Origin of the sequence: Embleya scabrispora, assembly GCF_002024165.1 — a bacterium.
Taxonomy (GTDB): domain Bacteria; phylum Actinomycetota; class Actinomycetes; order Streptomycetales; family Streptomycetaceae; genus Embleya; species Embleya scabrispora_A.
This window is the reverse complement of the sequence record NZ_MWQN01000001.1, coordinates 5,017,365-5,034,292: the sequence shown is the minus strand read 5'-3', so window position 1 is coordinate 5,034,292 and position 16,928 is coordinate 5,017,365. Positions and strand designations below refer to the sequence as shown.

Below are 16,928 nucleotides of genomic sequence, written 5' to 3'. Positions count from 1 at the left end.
TCGTCGGCATCGGACAGACGGTACCGCTTACAGCCTGCCCACGACGGAGATCAGGATGTAGACGATGATCATCAGTACGAAGAAGGACAGGTCGAGTGCTACACCCCCGAGGCGCAGCGGAGGAATGAACCTGCGCAGCAACTTCAACGGTGGATCGGTGATGGAGTACGTCGCCTCCAGCAGTACCACCATGGCCCGCGCGGCTCGTACGACCGCGCGAACTGGAACACGTAGTCCATCACCAAGCGGAAGAACAACACGATCAAAAAGCAGTAGAGCACGATGCGGATGATCTCCAGCGCGATGCTCATTTACCTGCCCCCTCGTGTGCCGTCCCTCTGGTCAGGACCGCACCTAGCCTCAGTTTTCGCACACCTCAGCTCTGATTGAAGAACCCGCCCTCGGCGATGCGGGCCTTGTCCTCGGCTGTCACATCGACGTTAGCAGGCGATAGGAGGAAGACTTTTTGGGTGACCCGCTCGATGCTGCCGTGCAGGCCGAACACGAGCCCCGCGGCGAAGTCCACCAGGCGCTTGGCGTCGGTGTCCTCCATTTCGGTCAGGTTCATGATCACGGGCGTGCTCTCGCGAAAGTGCTCGCCGATCGTGCGGGCTTCGTTGTAGGTACGCGGGTGCAGCGTCGTGATGCGGTAGGGCTCACGTTCGCTGACGACTTTGTGTACGGTCACCGGTGTGCTGCTCTCGGGACGGCGTTCGGGCATGGCGGACACTGTTGCGCGGTGTTCTTCGAGGCGGCCTTCGTCACGAAGGGCCCCCGCTTCGCGGAGGGCAGTAGCTCCACGAACGGGATCGTCGCGACGTTCCCGCGATTCCCCACGCGGTTCGCGTACTTCACGTGGCTCCTCACGACGCTCGTCCCGTCGCTCCTCGCGACGATCGGTGCGCTCGACCCGGTCGCGGCCGTCCTGGCCGATGTCGTCCTCATCGTAATCGTCATACTCGTAGACATCGTCCTCCACGAGGCCGAGGTAGACCGCCATCTTGCGCATTGCGCCGGCCATGTTCCGCTTCCTCCGGTCTCACGGTGGATCGGCTGAGGTCACCGTGGGTCGTGCGATCCACTTCACGGCGACGCTACCGGAGGGAGGGCCGGACTCCGAGCACCGCAGTACCGATGCGTACATGTGTCGCCCCGGCCTCGATGGCCGCTTCGAGGTCGTTGCTCATCCCCGCGGAAACCATGTTCGCAGCCGGATGGGCTTCGCGTAGGCGGGTTGCGATTTCTCGCAACCGGGCGAACGCGCGGGCGGGTTCGACGCCGAGCGGGGCCACCGCCATCACTCCGCCGAGGGTCAGTCGCGGCGCCTCGGCCACGGCGTCGGCGAGTTCGGCCAGGTCGGTCGCGGACACCCCGCCTCGGGCGGGGTCTTCGTCCAGGCTGACCTGCAACAGCGCGGTGATCGAGCGTTGTTGCCGCTCGGCCGCGACGGACAGCGCGTGCGCGAGGCGGATTCGGTCGAGCGAGTGCACCACATCGGCGTAACCGGCCACCGATTTGGCCTTGTTGGTCTGCAATTGGCCGACGTAGTGCCAACGAAGGTCGAGGTCCTCGGTGGCCGCCGCCTTCGGCGCGGCCTCCTGGTCGCGGTTCTCGCCGACGTCGCGGACGCCGAGTTCGGCGAGCAGGCGCACGTCGCTCGCGGGGTGGGTCTTGGTCACCACGACGAGGGTGACGTCCTCGGGCGAGCGGCCGGCCGCGGTGCACGCGGCGGTGATCCGGGCCCGGACGTCGGCCAGGTTGGCGGCGAGCTCGGCCCGCCGGCGGGCGGTCGTGGCGGTCGCTGAATCGGGCGTGTCCATGGGCCCATCGTCGCCGACGCCGGCCCGCCGCGCCCGCGCGGGGTCAGTCCTCGGCGAGCCACACGTAGCCGGCGATCCGACCCGTGACGCGGTCGCGCCGATAGGAGAAATGGTCGGCCGACTCGCGCGTGCAGATGTGCGATTTCTCACCCGACACGACCCCCTGCGCGGCGAGTTGCGCCCACACTCCGGCCGGTATATCGAGTCCCGGCGTGTCCTGGCGGGTGCGGGCGCGCGCGGCGGGGACGAGTGCGGACACTTCGTCGCACATCGCCTCGGGAACCTCGTAGCAGGCGCCGCAGACGGCCGGTCCGGTCCACGCCCGGATCCGGGCGGGGTCGGCGCCGAGGCCGCGCATCGCCTCGATCGTGGCGGGCACCACGCCGGCGGCCAGCCCCGGCCGGCCCGCGTGCGCGGCGCCGATCACGCCGGCGTGCGGATCGGCGAGCAGTACCGGAGTGCAGTCGGCGACCAGCACCGCGAGCGCGAGGCCCCGGGTGGCGGTGACCACGGCGTCGGTGCCGGGCACCGGTTCGGCGGTCGGACCGGTCGACACGGCCACCGTGTTGCCGTGCACCTGGTTCATCCACACCACCCGGTCGGCCGAAAGGCCCAACGCCTCGGCGGTGCGCGCGCGGTTGGCAGCCACCGCCCGCGGGTCGTCGCCCACATGGTCGCCGAGGTTCAACTCGTCATACGGCGCGGCGCCCGTGCCGCCCCACCGGTCGGTGAAGGCGATACGGGCGCCGCCGGAAGCGGCCCTTCGCGTGAACACGTTCGGGCCACCTCGTGGTCGTGTCGATTTGTTTCGAACTCTTGCGTCGCCGACTGCCGACGACGTTTTTCTTCTACTTCATGAACGGCGGGATGTCGAGATCCAGATCGTCCTTGATCGGTTCCGGCACCAGCGGGGTGCGCGGGCCCGGCGTGGTCGGGGTCTGGTAGGTCGTCTGCGGCGGGTCGTTGAGTACGCCCTGCCCGATGGTCGAGCCGCCCGGGCGACCGGTCGGCTCGGGGCGCGCGGGCGGCTGCGGCGCCGCCGCGGGCTTGCCCAACTCGCTCTTGGACGGCGGTTGTCCACCGTCGAAGCCGGCCGCGATCACGGTGACCCGGACCTCGTCGCCGAGCGCGTCGTCGATCACCGCGCCGAAGATGATGTTGGCCTCGGGGTGCGCGGCCTCGCTGACCAGCTGCGCGGCCTCGTTGATCTCGAACAGACCGAGGTCCGAGCCGCCGGAGATGGAGAGCAGCACACCCCGGGCGCCGTCGATCGACGCCTCCAGGAGCGGGCTGGAAATGGCCATCTCGGCCGCCGCCACCGCGCGGTCGTCGCCGCGCGCCGAGCCGATCCCCATCAGCGCCGAACCCGCCTCCGACATCACCGACTTGACGTCGGCGAAGTCGAGGTTGATCAGGCCGGGCGTGGTGATCAGGTCGGTGATGCCCTGGACACCGGACAGCAGCACCTGGTCGGCCGAGCGGAACGCGTCCAGGACGCTGACCTGCCGGTCGGAGATGGACAGCAGTCGGTCGTTGGGGATCACGATCAGCGTGTCGACCTCGTCGCGAAGCTGCGCGATGCCGTCCTCGGCCTGGTTCGCGCGGCGCCGTCCCTCGAAGGTGAACGGGCGCGTGACCACGCCGATGGTGAGCGCGCCGAGCGAACGGGCGATGTTGGCCACCACGGGGGCGCCACCGGTGCCGGTGCCGCCGCCCTCGCCCGCCGTGACGAAGACCATGTCGGCCCCCTTGAGGACCTCCTCGATCTCCTCGCGGTGGTCCTCGGCGGCCTTGCGCCCGACATCGGGATTCGCCCCGGCCCCCAGGCCGCGGGTGAGTTCGCGGCCGACGTCGAGCTTGACGTCGGCGTCGCTCATGAGGAGGGCTTGGGCGTCGGTGTTGATCGCGATGAACTCGACGCCCTTGAGACCGACCTCGATCATCCGGTTGATGGCGTTGACCCCGCCACCGCCGATACCGACCACCTTGATGACTGCGAGGTAGTTCTGGGGTGCTGCCACGTCGAAGGCCTCTCGCCTCGAGTTCCGGTCGGCGTGCCGTGGTTCCGGCATGCCGACATTTGCCGACTTGGGGAGGTCGGGACGCGATTTCCGCGAGCCACCAAAACCCTCACCCTCAGGTATAGAGTCAGCCCTGTTCGCATCGAACGCCGCCGATCCGAACAGTGCGGATAACTGCTTTGTCAACCTGGGGCTAGGCCGACACTAGGTCCCCATCGGACGCGGTTCAACGAACACGCCGAACCTGTCCCTATTGTTTTATCGCAGTGGCCGAGTGCTTCCGCCCCCGGTCACGGCGTGCTCGGGGTCGAAACCGCCGTGCCGGGCGCCCCCGGAGCCAACGACTGCGCGGGCGCCGGCGGCGCGAGCGAGGGAAACGGTTGGGTTCGGGTCACCGGCGCGTCGGGCGCGCTGACGTCGTAGAACTTCGCCGGCCGCGTCAGCAGCACCGCGAGCACGAGCGCCTTGCGATCCGACGCCTCCGCCCCGCCCCACGACACGGTCTCGCCCTTGTCCAGCACCAGCACGATGTCGTCGCGCGTCCGGGCGGTGATGTCCCGTACCCGCTGCGCGACCGGCGGCGGCAGTGCCGAGACCACTTGGACCACCCCCCGTAGCGTTTCCCGGCTCACCGTGTTGGCGTCGACCTTGACGATCGGCACTCCGGCGGGCGCGGCGTCCACCGTACCGAACCGTACGCCGTCCTTGTCGATCTCCGCGTAGCGGTCCGCGTCCGGCACCACCAGGGCGGTGGCGCGTTCGCGGACCGTGATCCGCACCGTGTGCGGCCAGTCGCGTTCCACGTGCACCGAGGCCACGCGCGGGATCGCGGCCACCCGGGCCCGGATCGCGCCGAGGTCGATCCCGGCCAGTGGTTCGCCGACCGGCACCGCCGCGACCTTGGCGACCTGGTCCTTGGGCAGCACGACCGGCCCGCCGACGGACACCGTCCGGGCGTCCAGCAGCGGCGAGTGGTAGACGATCGCCCACCCGGCGCCCGCGAGCACCACGAGCACCACCACGACGAGGAGCGGGCGCAGATTGGTCCAGCGCCGCCGCGGCGCGCGGCCGGGCCTGGCCGGGCGCGCCGGCGCGCGCTCCTTCGTGTCGGGCAAGGACGCTCCTCGGGCCGGCGGCTACTGGGGCAACCGCGCGGCGGCGATCGCCTCGTGGACCATCCGGACCAGTTCCTCGTCGGCGTCGCGCCGACCGAACTCGGCCGCGGCCTTGCCCATGTCGTGCAGGCGACGCGCGTCGGTCAGCACCGGCAGCACCGAGGAGCGGATCCAGTCGGGGGTCAGGTCGGCGTCGTCCACCAGCAGACCGCCGCCCGCCTTGACCACCGGCTGGGCGTTCAACCGCTGCTCGCCGTTGCCGATGGGCAGCGGTACGTAGGCCGCGGGCAGCCCGACCGCGGCCAACTCGGCGCAGGTCATCGCGCCGGCCCGGCACAGCACCATGTCGGCCGCCGCGTAGGCCAGGTCCATCCGGTCGAGGTAGGGCACCACGACGTAGGCCGGTCCACCGGGCGGCGAGTCGATCTTCAACTCGTTGTTGGGGCCGGCCGCGTGCAGCACCTGGACCCCCTCGGCGAGCAGTTGCCGGGCGGTGGCGGCCAGCGTCTCGTTCAGCCGCCGGGCGCCCTGCGAGCCGCCGAACACGAGCAGCGTGGGCCGCATCGGGTCCAGGCCGAACATCGCCCGGGCCTCGTCGCGCAGCGCGTTGCGGTCCAGGGTGGCGATCGCACGGCGCAGCGGGATGCCGATGTAGCGGGCCCCGCGCAGCTTGCTGTCCGGCGTGCTCACCGCGACGAATCGGGTGTAGCGGGCACCGATCTTGTTGGCCAGCCCCGGACGGGCGTTGGCCTCGTGCACCACGGTCGGCACGCCCTGGCGTTTGGCCGCCAGGTAGCCCGGCAACGCGACGTAGCCGCCGAAGCCGACCAGGCAGGACGCCTGGGTGCGCTCGAGCACGGCCGCGGCCTCGCGGATCGTGCCGCGCAGCCGGCCGGGCACGGTCATCAGTTCGGGCGTGGGCTTGCGCGGCAACGGCACGGCCGGGATCAACGCCAGTTCGTAGCCGCGAGCGGGAACGAGCTTGGTCTCCAGGCCCTTGGCCGTGCCGAGCGCCGTGATACCCACGTTCGGGTTCTGGCGGCGCAGCGCGTCCGCCAAGGCCAGAGCGGGCTCGATGTGCCCGGCGGTTCCTCCGCCGGCAAGGACGACATGCACCTGATTCACCCATCCCTGCGCGGCAGGATCCGCGCGAACGCTCGACGAACCGCCCCGGGCCCGCGTGCGGCGAGCGCCGCCTCGGCCTTTGGCTCACCTCGGGCGAAGGACAACAGCATGCCCACGGCGAACATGGTCGGAAGCAGGGCGGAACCTCCGTAGGACACCAATGGCAACGGCACTCCGGCGATCGGCAGCAGGCCGAGCACCGCCCCGACGTTGATCATGACCTGGGCCATGATCCACGCGGTCGCGCCACCCGCGGCGAGCCGTACGAACTGGTCTTTCGTCCGACTCGCGACGCGGATACCTGCATAGCCTAGGGCCGCGAAGAGGGTGAGTACGGACAGCGTCCCCACGAGACCCAATTCCTCGCCGATGACGGCGAAGATGAAGTCTGTGTGCGCCTCGGGCAAAGTGCCCCATTTGCCATAGCTGGTCCCGATTCCACTGCCGAACCAGCCGCCGGTGGCCAGCGAATAGATGCCCTGGGCGGCCTGCAACGTGCTGCCGTCCGGGTCGGAGAACGGGTCGAGGAAACCCGCGAACCGGGCGGCCCGGTGCGGCTTGAGCACGATCAGCACGGTGGTCAGCACGCTCACCACCGCGATCGCCATGGCGAACAGCCGACCCGGCGCGCCCGCGATCCACAGCAGCGCCAAGACCAGCACGGTGATGATCATCGCGGTGCCCATGTCGCCGCCGAGCAGCACCAGGAACAGGATGATCAGCGCGCCGGGCAGCAGCGGGACGAACATGTGCCGCCACTGGCCCAGCAGTCGGCGCTTGCGGGTGAGCACGTCGGCCCCCCACAACACCAGGCCCAGCTTGGCGAACTCCGAGGGCTGGATCTGGAACGAGCCGAAGCCGATCCAGTTGCGGTTGCCGTTGACCTCTATGCCCAGTCCGGGCACCAGGACCAGACACAGCGCGCCGACGCAGCCGAGCAGGAACGGATAGGCCAACCGGCGGTACCAGCGCAGCGGCAGACGTGACGCGATCCACATCAGCGGGAAGCCCATCGCGACCGCGATCAACTGCTTGGTGAAGATCTCGTCGAAGGAGCCGTAGATCGTGCGAGAGGTGATCTGCGACGCGGACAGCACCATCACCAGGCCCAGCACGGTGAGCAGCAGGCCGGAGCCGAGCAGCAGGTAGTAGGCGGTCAACGGGCTGTCCATGGCCCGGCGCAGCTCCCGCCGGAGCGGCCCGATCCGGCGCGCCCCGGCGGCCGGACGCGGCGCGGGCAGCCGCGAGCCGCCCCGCGGCCGCCGCTCGTCGGCGGGCGCGGGGTGTGCCTCGCGGGTCTGCGGACCGGCGGCCATCGCGCCCGGTCAGCCCGCCGCCGGCCCGAGCCCGCGGACCGCGTCGGCGAACGCGTCGCCGCGCTTGCCGTAGTGGGCGTACATGTCCATCGAGGCGCACGCGGGCGCGAGCAGCACGGTGTCACCCGGACGCGCCAGCGCCGCCGCCTCGCCCACGACCAGTTCCATGGCCCCAGTGTCGGTCGCGGCCACCTCCACCACGGGGACATCGGGGGCGTGTCGCGCGAGCGCGTCCCGGATCACCGCGCGGTCGGCGCCCATCAGCACCACCGCGCGCAGCCGGTTCTTCGCGCCGGAGACCAGGTCGTCGAAGGACGCGCCCTTGGCCAGGCCGCCGGCGATCCACACGATGTCCCGGTAGGCGGCCAGCGAGGCCGCCGCGGCGTGACCGTTGGTGGCCTTGGAGTCGTCCACGTAGTCGACGCCGGCCACGGTGGCCACGTGCGCGATGCGGTGCGCGTCGGGCCGGAACGCGCGCAGCCCGTCGCGCACCGCCACCGGCGGCACGCCGTAGGCGCGGGCCAGCGCGGCGGCGGCCAGCGCGTTGGCCACGTTGTGCGGCGCGGGCGGGTTCACGTCGCCCACGGTGGCCAATTCCGCCGCGGTGCTGTGCCGGTCGGCCACGAACGCGCGATCGGCCAGCAGGTCGTCGACCACCCCGAAGTCGGACAGACCCGGCGGCCCGAGCCCGAAGCCCACCGCGCGGCAGCCCTCCTCGACCTCGGCCTCGTGCACGAGCTGCTCGGTCTGCGGGTCGGCCAGGTTGTACACGCAGGCGATCTGGCACCCGCCGTAGATCCGGCCCTTGTCCGCCGCGTACGCCTCCGGCGAGCCGTGCCAGTCCAGGTGGTCCGGCGCGATGTTGAGCACCGCCGCAGCCAGCATCCGCGGCGCGCCGGCGTCGTCCTTGGGGCTTTCCTCCCAGGTCGGCAGCCAGTGCAGCTGGAAGCTGGACAACTCCAGCGCGAGCACGTCGTACGCCGGTTCGCCGTCCTGGTCGCGGGCCAGCACCGCGTCCACCACGGGCGTGCCGACGTTGCCCGCGGCGGCGACCCGCTTGCCGGACGCCTCCAGGATCGAGGCGAGCATCCGCACGGTCGTGGTCTTGCCGTTGGTGCCGGTGATCGCCAGCCACGGCGCGGGGTTCACCCGCGGCCGCAGCCGCCACGCCAACTCCACGTCGCCCCACACCGGTACGCCGGCCGCGCGCGCGGCGGCGAACAGCGGCTTGGTGGGCCGCAGTCCGGGCGAGGCGATCAGTACGTCGACGTCCTCGGGCAGCGTCTCGTCGTCGCCCAGCCGCACGTCGACGCCGAGCGCGCCCAACTCCTCGGCGCGGCGCCGCGCGTTGTCGTCGGCGCTGCCGTCGATCGCCACGACCCGGGCGCCGAGGCCGTGCAGCGCCCGCACCGCGGACGCGCCGGTGACCCCGGTGCCCGCGACGCAGAACGACAACTCGGCCCACGGCGCACCGTGATGGGTGAAGGTGCTCAGGTCTTTCGTACTCACGTCTCTTACGTTCCCGTAACCCAGCCCGCGTAGAAGATGCCGATCCCGAGAATGGCGCACAGGCCGGCGATGATCCAGAACCGAACCACGATGAGTACTTCGGTCCACCCCTTGAGTTCGAAATGGTGCTGGAGCGGCGCCATTTTGAACACCCGTTTGCCGGTCATCTTGAAGTAGCCCACCTGGATGATCACCGACAGCGAGATGATCAGGAACAGGCCGCCGATGAGCGCGGACAACAACTCGGTGCGGGTCAGGATGGCCAACCCGGCGAGCGCGCCGCCCAGGGCGAGCGACCCGGTGTCGCCCATGAAGATCTTGGCCGGCGAGGTGTTCCACCACAGGAAGCCGAAACACGAGCCCATCATCGCCGCCGACACGATCGCCAGGTCGAGCGGATCGCGCACGTCGTAGCAGCCCACGCCCGGCGCGTTCAGGCACGACTGGCCGTACTGCCAGACCCCGATGAAGGTGTACGCGCCGAAGACGATCACCGAGGCGCCGGTGGCCAGGCCGTCCAGACCGTCGGTGAGGTTGACGCCGTTGGAGTGGCCGGCGATCAGGATGTAGGCCCAGATCACGAAGAACACCGGCGTCAGGTCGAGCGCGGTGTCCTGCACGAAGGACAGGTGTGTGGACGCGGGGGTGAACCCGCGCGCGTCCTTGAACTGGATCGCGAGCAGCGCGAAGGAGATGCCCACGAACGACTGTCCGGCCAGTTTGGCCTTGGCGCGCAGACCCAGGCTGCGCTGCTTGACGATCTTGATGAAGTCGTCGACGAAGCCGACCAGGCCCAGGCCCGCCATCAGGTACAGCACCAGGAGCGCGGACGCGCTCGGCGTCTCCAGGGTGATCGCCTTGGCGGCGCCGTAGCCGATGAGCGCGGCCAGGATGATCACCGCGCCGCCCATGGTGGGCGTACCGCGCTTGCTGTGGTGTCCGGCCGGACCGTCGTCCCGGATCAGCTGGCCGTAGCCGCGCTTGACCAGGATCCGGATCGCGAGCGGCGTACCGATCAGCGACAACACCAGGGCGATGCCGCCGGCGATGAGGATGGCCCTCACCCGTGCACCTCCGCGTTGCTCACGTCGTCCCCGGCGGCGTCCGCCAACAGCGCGTCCGCGAGCCGTTCCAGGGCGACCCCTCGGGACGCCTTCACCAGTACGACGTCGCCCGGGGCCAGTTCGCCCCGGAGTAGTTCGACGGCCGCCTCTACGTCGGGCACCAGCACCGACTCCTCACCCCACGAACCCTCGTTCTTCGCGCCCATGTCGATCCAGGCGGCCTCCCTGCCGCCCACGGCCACCAGTCGGTGGATGTTCAGGCGTACCGCGAGTCGCCCGATCGCGTCGTGCTCGGTCAGCGACTCCTCGCCCAACTCCCGCATGGCGCCCAGCACGGCGAACGTACGATTGCCGCCCGCCATCGCGACCAGGGCCTTGAGTGCGGCCCGCATCGACTCGGGGTTGGCGTTGTACGCGTCGTTCACGACGGTCACCCCGTCGTCCCTGCGGGTCACTTCCATCCGCCAGCGGGAGATCGTACCGGCCGCGCCGAGGGCGGCCGCGATGTCCTCGACGGTCATGCCCACTTCGCGTGCCACGGCGGCACACGCGAGTGCGTTCGCCACGTGGTGCTCACCGTACAGGCGCAAGATCACCGGCGCACTGCCCTCGGGCACGCACAGCGTGAACGAGGCCCGTCCCCGCTCGTCCAGTGTCACGTTCTCGGCCCGTACGTCCGCCTCGGCGCTCTCGCCGAAGGTGACCACGCGGGCCCTGGTGCGCGCGGCCATCGCGCGCACGTACGGGTCGTCCCGGTTGAGCACGGCCACGCCGTCGGCGGGCAGCGCCTCGACCAGTTCGCCCTTCGCCTTGGCGATGCCCTCGCGCCCGCCGAACTCGCCCATGTGCGCGGAGCCGACGTTGAGGACCAGGCCGATCCGGGGCGGGGCGATCGTGCACAGGTAGGCGATGTCGCCGACGTGGCGCGCGCCCATCTCGGCGACCAGGTAGCGGGTTTCCTCGGTCACCCCCAGGACGGTCATCGGCAGGCCGATGTCGGTGTTGAAGTTGCCGCTCGGGGCGATCGTCGGGCCCCGGCGGGCGAGCACCTGGCCGAGCAGGTCCTTGGTGCTCGTCTTGCCGGAGGAGCCGGTCAGCGCGATCACCGTGGTCTCGGGACGGCGGTCGAGGATCGTCCGGGAGAGTCGCCCGAGCGCTCGGACCACGTCGTCGACGAGGATGGCCGGGGTGCCGGTGTCGCGCTCGGCGAGGACCGCGACCGCGCCGGCCTCGATCGCGGCGCGGGCGTAGTCGTGCCCGTCCACGTGCTCGCCGCGCACGGCCACGAACAGCGTGCCGGGCCCGGCCTTGCGGGAGTCGACGACCATCCCGCCGGTGATGTGCGCGTGCGGATCCGCGCCGCCCGCCGGCCGCCCTCCGAGAGCGGTGGCGATCTCGGCAAGAGTGCTGGAAATCACTGGTTCGTCTCCTCGGCACGCGAGGTGCCGGTCGCCGGGACGCCTGGGTTCGGGGTCTCGGACGTCGGGGTGTGCGTTGATGGTGCGGGAGCCACGATCCTCGCATCGGTGGACTGCTTGGGGGACGCGGGGCCGGCGTGCATGGTTCTGGCCAACGCCGCGCGCAGCTCGACGCGGTCGTCGAAGGGGTGTTTGACCCCGTTCGCGAACTCCTGGCCCTGCTCGTGTCCCTTGCCGGCGATCACCACGGTGTCGCCCGGCGCGGCCCGGTCCACCGCGAGCGCGATCGCCGCGACCCGATCCGGCTCGACCAGCACGGCACCCGGCGCGGCGTCGGCCGCACGGATGCCGGCCAGCATCTCGTCCAGGATCGTGTTCGGGTCCTCCGAGCGCGGGTTGTCGCTGGTGAGCACGACCGCGTCGGCGAACCGGGCGGCGGCCGAGGCCATCAACGGGCGCTTGGCCCGGTCCCGGTCCCCGCCCGCGCCGAGCACGATGGTCAGCGCGCCGGAGGTCACCGGGCGCAGCGCGCGCAGCAGCGTCTCGACCGCGTCCGGAGTGTGTGCGAAGTCGACCACGGCCTCGAACGGTTGGCCGACGTCGACCCGCTCCATCCGCCCGGGCACCCCCGGCGTGCGTCCCACGCCCTCGACGGCGTCGTCGAGCGAGACGCCGCCGGCGGTCAGCGCGACGATCGCGAGCAGCGCGTTGGACACGTTGAACGGGCCGGCCAGGCGCACCCGCGCCTCGGCCTTGTGGCAGTCGGGCCCGACCACGGTGAAGCGGCTGCCGTCGGGGCCGAGTTCGACGTTCTCGGCCCGCCAGTCGGCGTCCTGGTCGCCCGTCGCGGACACGGTCAGCACCGGTACGCTCGCCAGCTTCGCGAGCCGGCGGCCGTACGCGTCGTCCACGTCGATCACGCCCAGGCGTGAGCGGCGCGGCGTGAACAGGTCGGCCTTGGTCAGGAAGTAGTCCTCCATCGACGGGTGGAAGTCCAGGTGGTCCTGGGACAGGTTGGTGAACAGCGCCACGTCGTAGACGGTGCCGTCGACCCGGCCGAGCGCGAGCGCGTGGCTGGAGACCTCCATCACGGCGTCGGTGACGCCGCGCTCCAGCATCGACGCGAGCAGCGCCTGCACGTCGGTGGCCTCCGGTGTGGTGCGCACGCTGGGAACCACCTCCTCGCCGATCCGGGTCTCGACGGTGCCGATCATCCCGGTGACGCCGCCGCCCGCGCGCAGCCCGCCGTCGAGCAGGTAGGCGGTGGTGGTCTTGCCGTTGGTGCCGGTGACGCCGTACATGGTCAGGTGCTCGGCGGGCCGCCCGTACACCCAGGCCGCGATCTCACCCAGTCGGCCGCGCGGATCGGCCACCACGAGGGCGGGCAGACCGCTGCCGGCCGCAAGTGCCGCGCCCGCCGGGTCGGTGAGCAGCGCGGCCGCGCCGGCCTCGGCGGCCTGCGTGGCGAACGCGGCGCCGTGTACGTGCTCGCCCTGCAACCCCGCGTACAGATCGCCCGGGCGCACGGCCCGCGAGTCGTGGGTGACGCCGGTCAGCGTCGCCTCCGGATCGCTCGGGCCCCCGGTGAGCGGGACGTCGAGAAACCCGGCCAGGCCGGTCAGCGGTTGAGGGCGCGCCTCGGCGGGGCGGCGCAGATCACGGTTGGGCACGGCGGGCAGGCTACCGCGCTTTGGACCCTCGCCTGGTGCCGGCACCGGTCACCACTCGATCGGGAGATCGAGCGGCGCGGTGCCGCTCGGGGGGATCCGACGGCTCTGCAGGGCGAACGTCATCACCTGCTGGAACACCGGTGCGCACAGGCTGCCGCCACCGCCGTCGATGCCCGGCGCCTGGAGCGTCACCGACACCACGACCTGCGGATTGTCCGCCGGGGCGAAGCCGATGAAGGACGTGGTGTAGCCGTTGTAGTGGCCGGTCTTGGGGTCGAACCGGTTGGCGGTGCCGGTCTTGCCCGCGACGCGGTAGCCGGGGATGCGACCGTTCTTGCCGGTGCCGCCGTCGTCGGCGACCACGGTCTCCAGCATGTCGCTCACCTGGCGGGCGGTCTCGGGGCTGACCACGACGGTCGACTTGGGCGCGGCGGCGGGCTTGAACTTCCCGTCCGCGTCGGTGCTGCCCTTGACCAGGCTCGGCTCGATCCGCACACCGCCGTTGGCGATGGTCTGGAACACCGAGGTGGCCTGGACCGAGTTGACCGACAGTCCCTGGCCGAACGGGATGGTGTACTGCTGTGACCCGCTCCACTTCTGCGGCGGGGCCAGGATGCCCGGCGTCTCGCCCGGGAACTTCAGCCCCGACGGTTGTCCGACGCCGAACCGGGTCAGGTACTCGTGCAGCTTGGCGTTGGCCTCGGGGCGGCCCGGCCCCAGTTGTTCGGAGGCCAGGATGGTGCCGATGTTGCTGGACTTGGCCAGGACGCCGGCCAGGGTGAGCTGCTGGGTCGGGTGGTCGTGCTCGTCCTTGAACAGTTGGTCGGCGCGGGCGAGCCGGTTGGGCACGGTCACGTGGGTGCCCGGGGTGGCCCGGCCCTCCTGGATCACCGCGGCCATGGTCATCACCTTGCCGGTGCTGCCCGGCTCGTACGCCTCCTCCACCGCCCGGTTGCCCAGGTTGTGCACGTCGTTCGGGCCGATGTGGTTGGGGTCGTAGCCGGGTGCGGTGGCCATCGCCAGGATCTGGCCGCTGCGCACGTCCTGGACCACCACGGTGCCGGATTCCGACTTGGTCTCGGCGACCTTCGCGCCGATCAACTGCTCGGCGTACCACTGGAGGTCGCGCGAGACGGTCAGTTGCACGTCGGAGCCGGCCACGGCCCGGGTGCCGGTGAGGTCGGAGGTGGGCACTCGGCGGCCGTAGACCATCTCCTGCGTGGTGCGGCCGTCCTTGCCCGCGAGTCGCCCGTCGAGGGTCATCTCCAGGCCGCCGCCGCCGTGGCCGGTGGCGTTGACGAAGCCGACCAGGTTCGCGCCGACCGGGCCGGCCGGGTAGATCCGCTTGCTGTGCTTGGTCGAGTAGATGCCGACCAGGTCGTCGCGGTGCATCTTGCCGAGGTCCTTCTGCGCCTGGCGGATGGTGTTCCACACGGCGGGATCCACCTGCGGGGCGAGCACGACGTAGCGGGACTTGGGGACGCGCAGTTTGGCCTCGATGGCCACCGGGTCACCGCCCACGAGCGGGGCGAGTGCCAGCGCGGTGGCGTGCGGGTCGTACTTCTGCACCTGGGTGGGGTCGGCGGTGACGTCGTAGGCGTCCACCGACTTGGCCAGGCTCACTCCGGAGGCGTCGGTGAGCGAGCCGCGCTCGGCGGGCACGGTGACGGTCTGGGTGCGCTTGGCGGCGGCCTGCGCGGCGTACGCGGGCGCGTCCAGTGCCTGGAGTTGGAGCAGCCGGCCGGCGAACAGGGTCAGCACCACGCCGAGCGCGATCAGCCCGATCCGCAGCCGCTTGCGCGGGTCGCCCATCCGCGCGGGGCGTACGGGCCGGCGCGGGGCGGGCGGACGGGCGGCCCGGGCGGCGCTCGGCCGCGCCCGCCCCGAAGCCCCGGCCCGCTCGGCCCGAGCAGCCTCCCGAAACCGTCGCCCGGCGCCCGCACCGGAGGTCGCGCGCACCGGCCGCGACCGCTCCGACCGGGCCCGCTCACCCGAGCCGTCCACCGGCCGGGGTCGTCGGGCGGCCGAACGCTCGTCTCGCGTGGCGGCATCCCCGGCCCGCCGTACGGGACCGGGCCCGCTCTCCGCCCCACCACGCTCCCGCGCCCGCGACGCCCGAAGCCGCCCACGGTCCTCCCCGGACCCGGCGCGGGGGGAGGCGCCCCGCGGCCGCCCGTCGGTCCGGGAAGACGCACCGTCCAGGCGCGGCCGGCCCGACGGGGCGCCCTCGGTCCGTGCCCGCGGGGCCGCGTTGTCGCCGCGCCCCGAACCCCGACGCGCGGACCCGTCCTCACGCCGCGAACGCCCGGAGTCCGCCCGGGAAGACGCGCCATCGCCCCGGCCCGAATCGCCCCGGAAAGCGCCGCCCTCGCCCCGAGCACGCTCCGCCGGCCGACGCGCGCCCCCGTCCGCGCTCCGCGCCCGCCCGGTGCCCGCCCGAGGCGATGCGCCATCGCCCCGCGACCGCCCCGAGCCGTCCCGGGCAGCCGCGTCCTCGGCCCGCGACCGCCGCGCGCGCTCACCGAGCACGGCGCCGTCGGCGCGCGAACGGCGCGCGCCCGCGTCGGATCCGCCGGCGGCCGGGCGCGGCGGGCGCTCGCCGGAGCCGGCGTCACCGGCGCGCGGGCGGCCCGAGCGGGGCGCGTCGGGGCTCGCGGGTCGCCCGGCGCGCCGCGCGGGCGGATCGGACTCGTCGCGCGGCCGGCGCGGTCGCCCGGGTCGGCCGGCCCGGCCGCCCGGTTCCGCCCGCTCCCCGTCACGCGCACCCGTACCACGCGGCGCGGCCGGGTCGCCCTGACCGCGAGGGCGCCGCGCGTCCGGCGCACCCGTACGGTCGGCCGCCGGCCGGGGTCGGCGCGCCGAGGACCCGGCCGGGTCGGCGCCGGCGTCGCGGCGGCCCCTTCCGGCGGAACGCGGCTCGTCGGGATCGCGCGGATCACGGGGGTCACGGCGTCCGTCGGTCAACGCGGGGTCCCTTCAAGCCGAATGTGGCGGCAAGCCGAACGTGGCGGCAGGCCGAATGTGACAACACGTCGCACGCGACGCCAGGCCGAATGCGACAGCGCACCGCGTCCGGCGGCACACCCGTACAACGAGCGGACGATCGCGCGGCGCCGGGCGAGCCTCCACTCGACCCCCACCCGACCACATCGACCCGTCCGCCACCCGAACCCGACACGTCGAACCACGCCGCCCTCTCGCGGCATGCGGCACCCGGCGGCCCCGATCCGCCCGTGGACCGCGCGCCCGGGCGGGCGACACGATCGGCGGAGCCTGGCGTCAACGGGCCGCTTCCGGCGCGGCGGGCGCTGCGGGTGCCGCCGGAGTCTCGGCGCCGGGCGCGGCCAAGGTCGCCGGCGCCGCCGGAGTCGCCGGAGTCGCCGGAGCCGCGACCCCGGCCGGGTCGCCCCCGGGCTGGGCCGCCGGCGCGCCCGGTCCCCCACCGGCGGGCGGCAAAGCCGTGGCACCGGCCGGCGTCGCCGGGGCCTCCGGAACCAACGGCGGCTTGGACGTGGCGGCCTTGGGCACCCCGAGCACCCGTCCGGTCGCGGGGTCGATGAAGACCGGACTGCCCCCCGGAACCAGCCCCAGCTCCTGGGCCCGCCGGGCGAGTTCGCCGGGCGCGGCCTTGGCGTCCAGCTCCCGCTGCAACGCCTCGCGGTCGTCGGTGAGCTGGTCCTGGCGCTTTTGCAACCGGCCCACCTCGAAGGAGCCCTGGTTGAGCGCGGTGTTCAACAGCAGCAGGGACAACAGACCGCCGCCGAGCAGACCGACCACGAGCACCACGAACGGCGTGCGCGTCGTCCCCTTCGCCCGGCGCGCGACCAGGCGGATCCGAGTCATCGTCTTCGCCGCGCCGCTCATCGGCTC

13 protein-coding genes and 1 pseudogene are annotated in these 16,928 nt (G+C 72.4%); all 14 read right to left on the bottom strand.

Features of this window, described 5'->3' with window-relative positions; all coding sequences use genetic code 11:
• Window positions 1–27: 27 nt before the first annotated feature.
• The 14 genes and pseudogenes from B4N89_RS22325 to B4N89_RS22260 all read right to left on the bottom strand — a co-directional run bounded on the left by B4N89_RS22325 (window position 28) and on the right by B4N89_RS22260 (window position 16,922).
• A pseudogene (locus B4N89_RS22325) lies at window positions 28–311 on the bottom strand (YggT family protein).
• A 65-nt stretch (window positions 312–376) separates the two neighbouring features.
• A complete protein-coding gene (locus tag B4N89_RS22320) occupies window positions 377–1,021 on the bottom strand; it encodes a cell division protein SepF (protein ID WP_078977600.1) in 645 nt (214 codons plus the stop codon).
• Between the two features lie 73 nt (window positions 1,022–1,094).
• Window positions 1,095–1,820, bottom strand: coding sequence for a YggS family pyridoxal phosphate-dependent enzyme (locus tag B4N89_RS22315; RefSeq protein WP_078977599.1), 726 nt, complete (start codon window positions 1,818–1,820; stop codon window positions 1,095–1,097).
• Between the two features lie 43 nt (window positions 1,821–1,863).
• Window positions 1,864–2,595, bottom strand: a complete 732-nt coding sequence (gene pgeF, locus B4N89_RS22310) for a peptidoglycan editing factor PgeF (RefSeq protein WP_078977598.1) — start codon at window positions 2,593–2,595, stop codon at window positions 1,864–1,866.
• A 73-nt stretch (window positions 2,596–2,668) separates the two neighbouring features.
• Window positions 2,669–3,841 (bottom strand): cell division protein FtsZ, encoded by a 1,173-nt coding sequence (gene ftsZ, locus B4N89_RS22305; protein ID WP_078979538.1) that lies wholly within the window; start codon window positions 3,839–3,841, stop codon window positions 2,669–2,671.
• A 290-nt stretch (window positions 3,842–4,131) separates the two neighbouring features.
• Window positions 4,132–4,956: a cell division protein FtsQ/DivIB gene (locus tag B4N89_RS22300; RefSeq protein ID WP_078977597.1), complete on the bottom strand. Its 825-nt coding sequence runs from the start codon at window positions 4,954–4,956 to the stop codon at window positions 4,132–4,134.
• A gap of 21 nt (window positions 4,957–4,977) precedes the next feature.
• Complete coding sequence (murG, locus tag B4N89_RS22295; protein ID WP_078979537.1) at window positions 4,978–6,072, bottom strand: undecaprenyldiphospho-muramoylpentapeptide beta-N-acetylglucosaminyltransferase; 1,095 nt, start codon at window positions 6,070–6,072, stop codon at window positions 4,978–4,980.
• A 5-nt stretch (window positions 6,073–6,077) separates the two neighbouring features.
• Window positions 6,078–7,397 (bottom strand): putative lipid II flippase FtsW, encoded by a 1,320-nt coding sequence (ftsW, locus tag B4N89_RS22290; protein ID WP_078977596.1) that lies wholly within the window; start codon window positions 7,395–7,397, stop codon window positions 6,078–6,080.
• Between the two features lie 9 nt (window positions 7,398–7,406).
• Window positions 7,407–8,891: a UDP-N-acetylmuramoyl-L-alanine--D-glutamate ligase gene (gene murD, locus B4N89_RS22285; protein ID WP_078979536.1), complete on the bottom strand. Its 1,485-nt coding sequence runs from the start codon at window positions 8,889–8,891 to the stop codon at window positions 7,407–7,409.
• Between the two features lie 20 nt (window positions 8,892–8,911).
• Window positions 8,912–9,970, bottom strand: a complete 1,059-nt coding sequence (gene mraY, locus B4N89_RS22280; RefSeq protein ID WP_078977595.1) for a phospho-N-acetylmuramoyl-pentapeptide-transferase — start codon at window positions 9,968–9,970, stop codon at window positions 8,912–8,914.
• Window positions 9,967–11,388, bottom strand: a complete 1,422-nt coding sequence (locus tag B4N89_RS22275; protein ID WP_078977594.1) for a UDP-N-acetylmuramoyl-tripeptide--D-alanyl-D-alanine ligase — start codon at window positions 11,386–11,388, stop codon at window positions 9,967–9,969. The genes mraY and B4N89_RS22275 overlap by 4 nt, the downstream gene beginning before the upstream one ends.
• Window positions 11,385–13,058 (bottom strand): UDP-N-acetylmuramoyl-L-alanyl-D-glutamate--2,6-diaminopimelate ligase, encoded by a 1,674-nt coding sequence (locus B4N89_RS22270; protein WP_078977593.1) that lies wholly within the window; start codon window positions 13,056–13,058, stop codon window positions 11,385–11,387. Before B4N89_RS22270 ends, B4N89_RS22275 begins: the two co-directional genes overlap by 4 nt.
• Before the next feature lie 48 nt (window positions 13,059–13,106).
• Window positions 13,107–14,870, bottom strand: coding sequence for a peptidoglycan D,D-transpeptidase FtsI family protein (locus B4N89_RS22265; protein ID WP_078977592.1), 1,764 nt, complete (start codon window positions 14,868–14,870; stop codon window positions 13,107–13,109).
• A gap of 1,467 nt (window positions 14,871–16,337) precedes the next feature.
• Complete coding sequence (locus B4N89_RS22260) at window positions 16,338–16,922, bottom strand: hypothetical protein (protein WP_078977591.1); 585 nt, start codon at window positions 16,920–16,922, stop codon at window positions 16,338–16,340.
• Window positions 16,923–16,928: the final 6 nt, after the last annotated feature.

Coding starts and splice junctions, on each gene's coding strand:
- B4N89_RS22320 (WP_078977600.1), bottom strand. CDS start 1,021: ATGGCCGGCGCAATGCGCAAGATGGCGGTCTACCTCGGCCTCGTGGAG.
- B4N89_RS22315 (WP_078977599.1), bottom strand. CDS start 1,820: ATGGACACGCCCGATTCAGCGACCGCCACGACCGCCCGCCGGCGGGCC.
- ftsW (WP_078977596.1), bottom strand. CDS start 7,397: ATGGCCGCCGGTCCGCAGACCCGCGAGGCACACCCCGCGCCCGCCGAC.
- B4N89_RS22265 (WP_078977592.1), bottom strand. CDS start 14,870: ATGGGCGACCCGCGCAAGCGGCTGCGGATCGGGCTGATCGCGCTCGGC.
- B4N89_RS22260 (WP_078977591.1), bottom strand. CDS start 16,922: ATGAGCGGCGCGGCGAAGACGATGACTCGGATCCGCCTGGTCGCGCGC.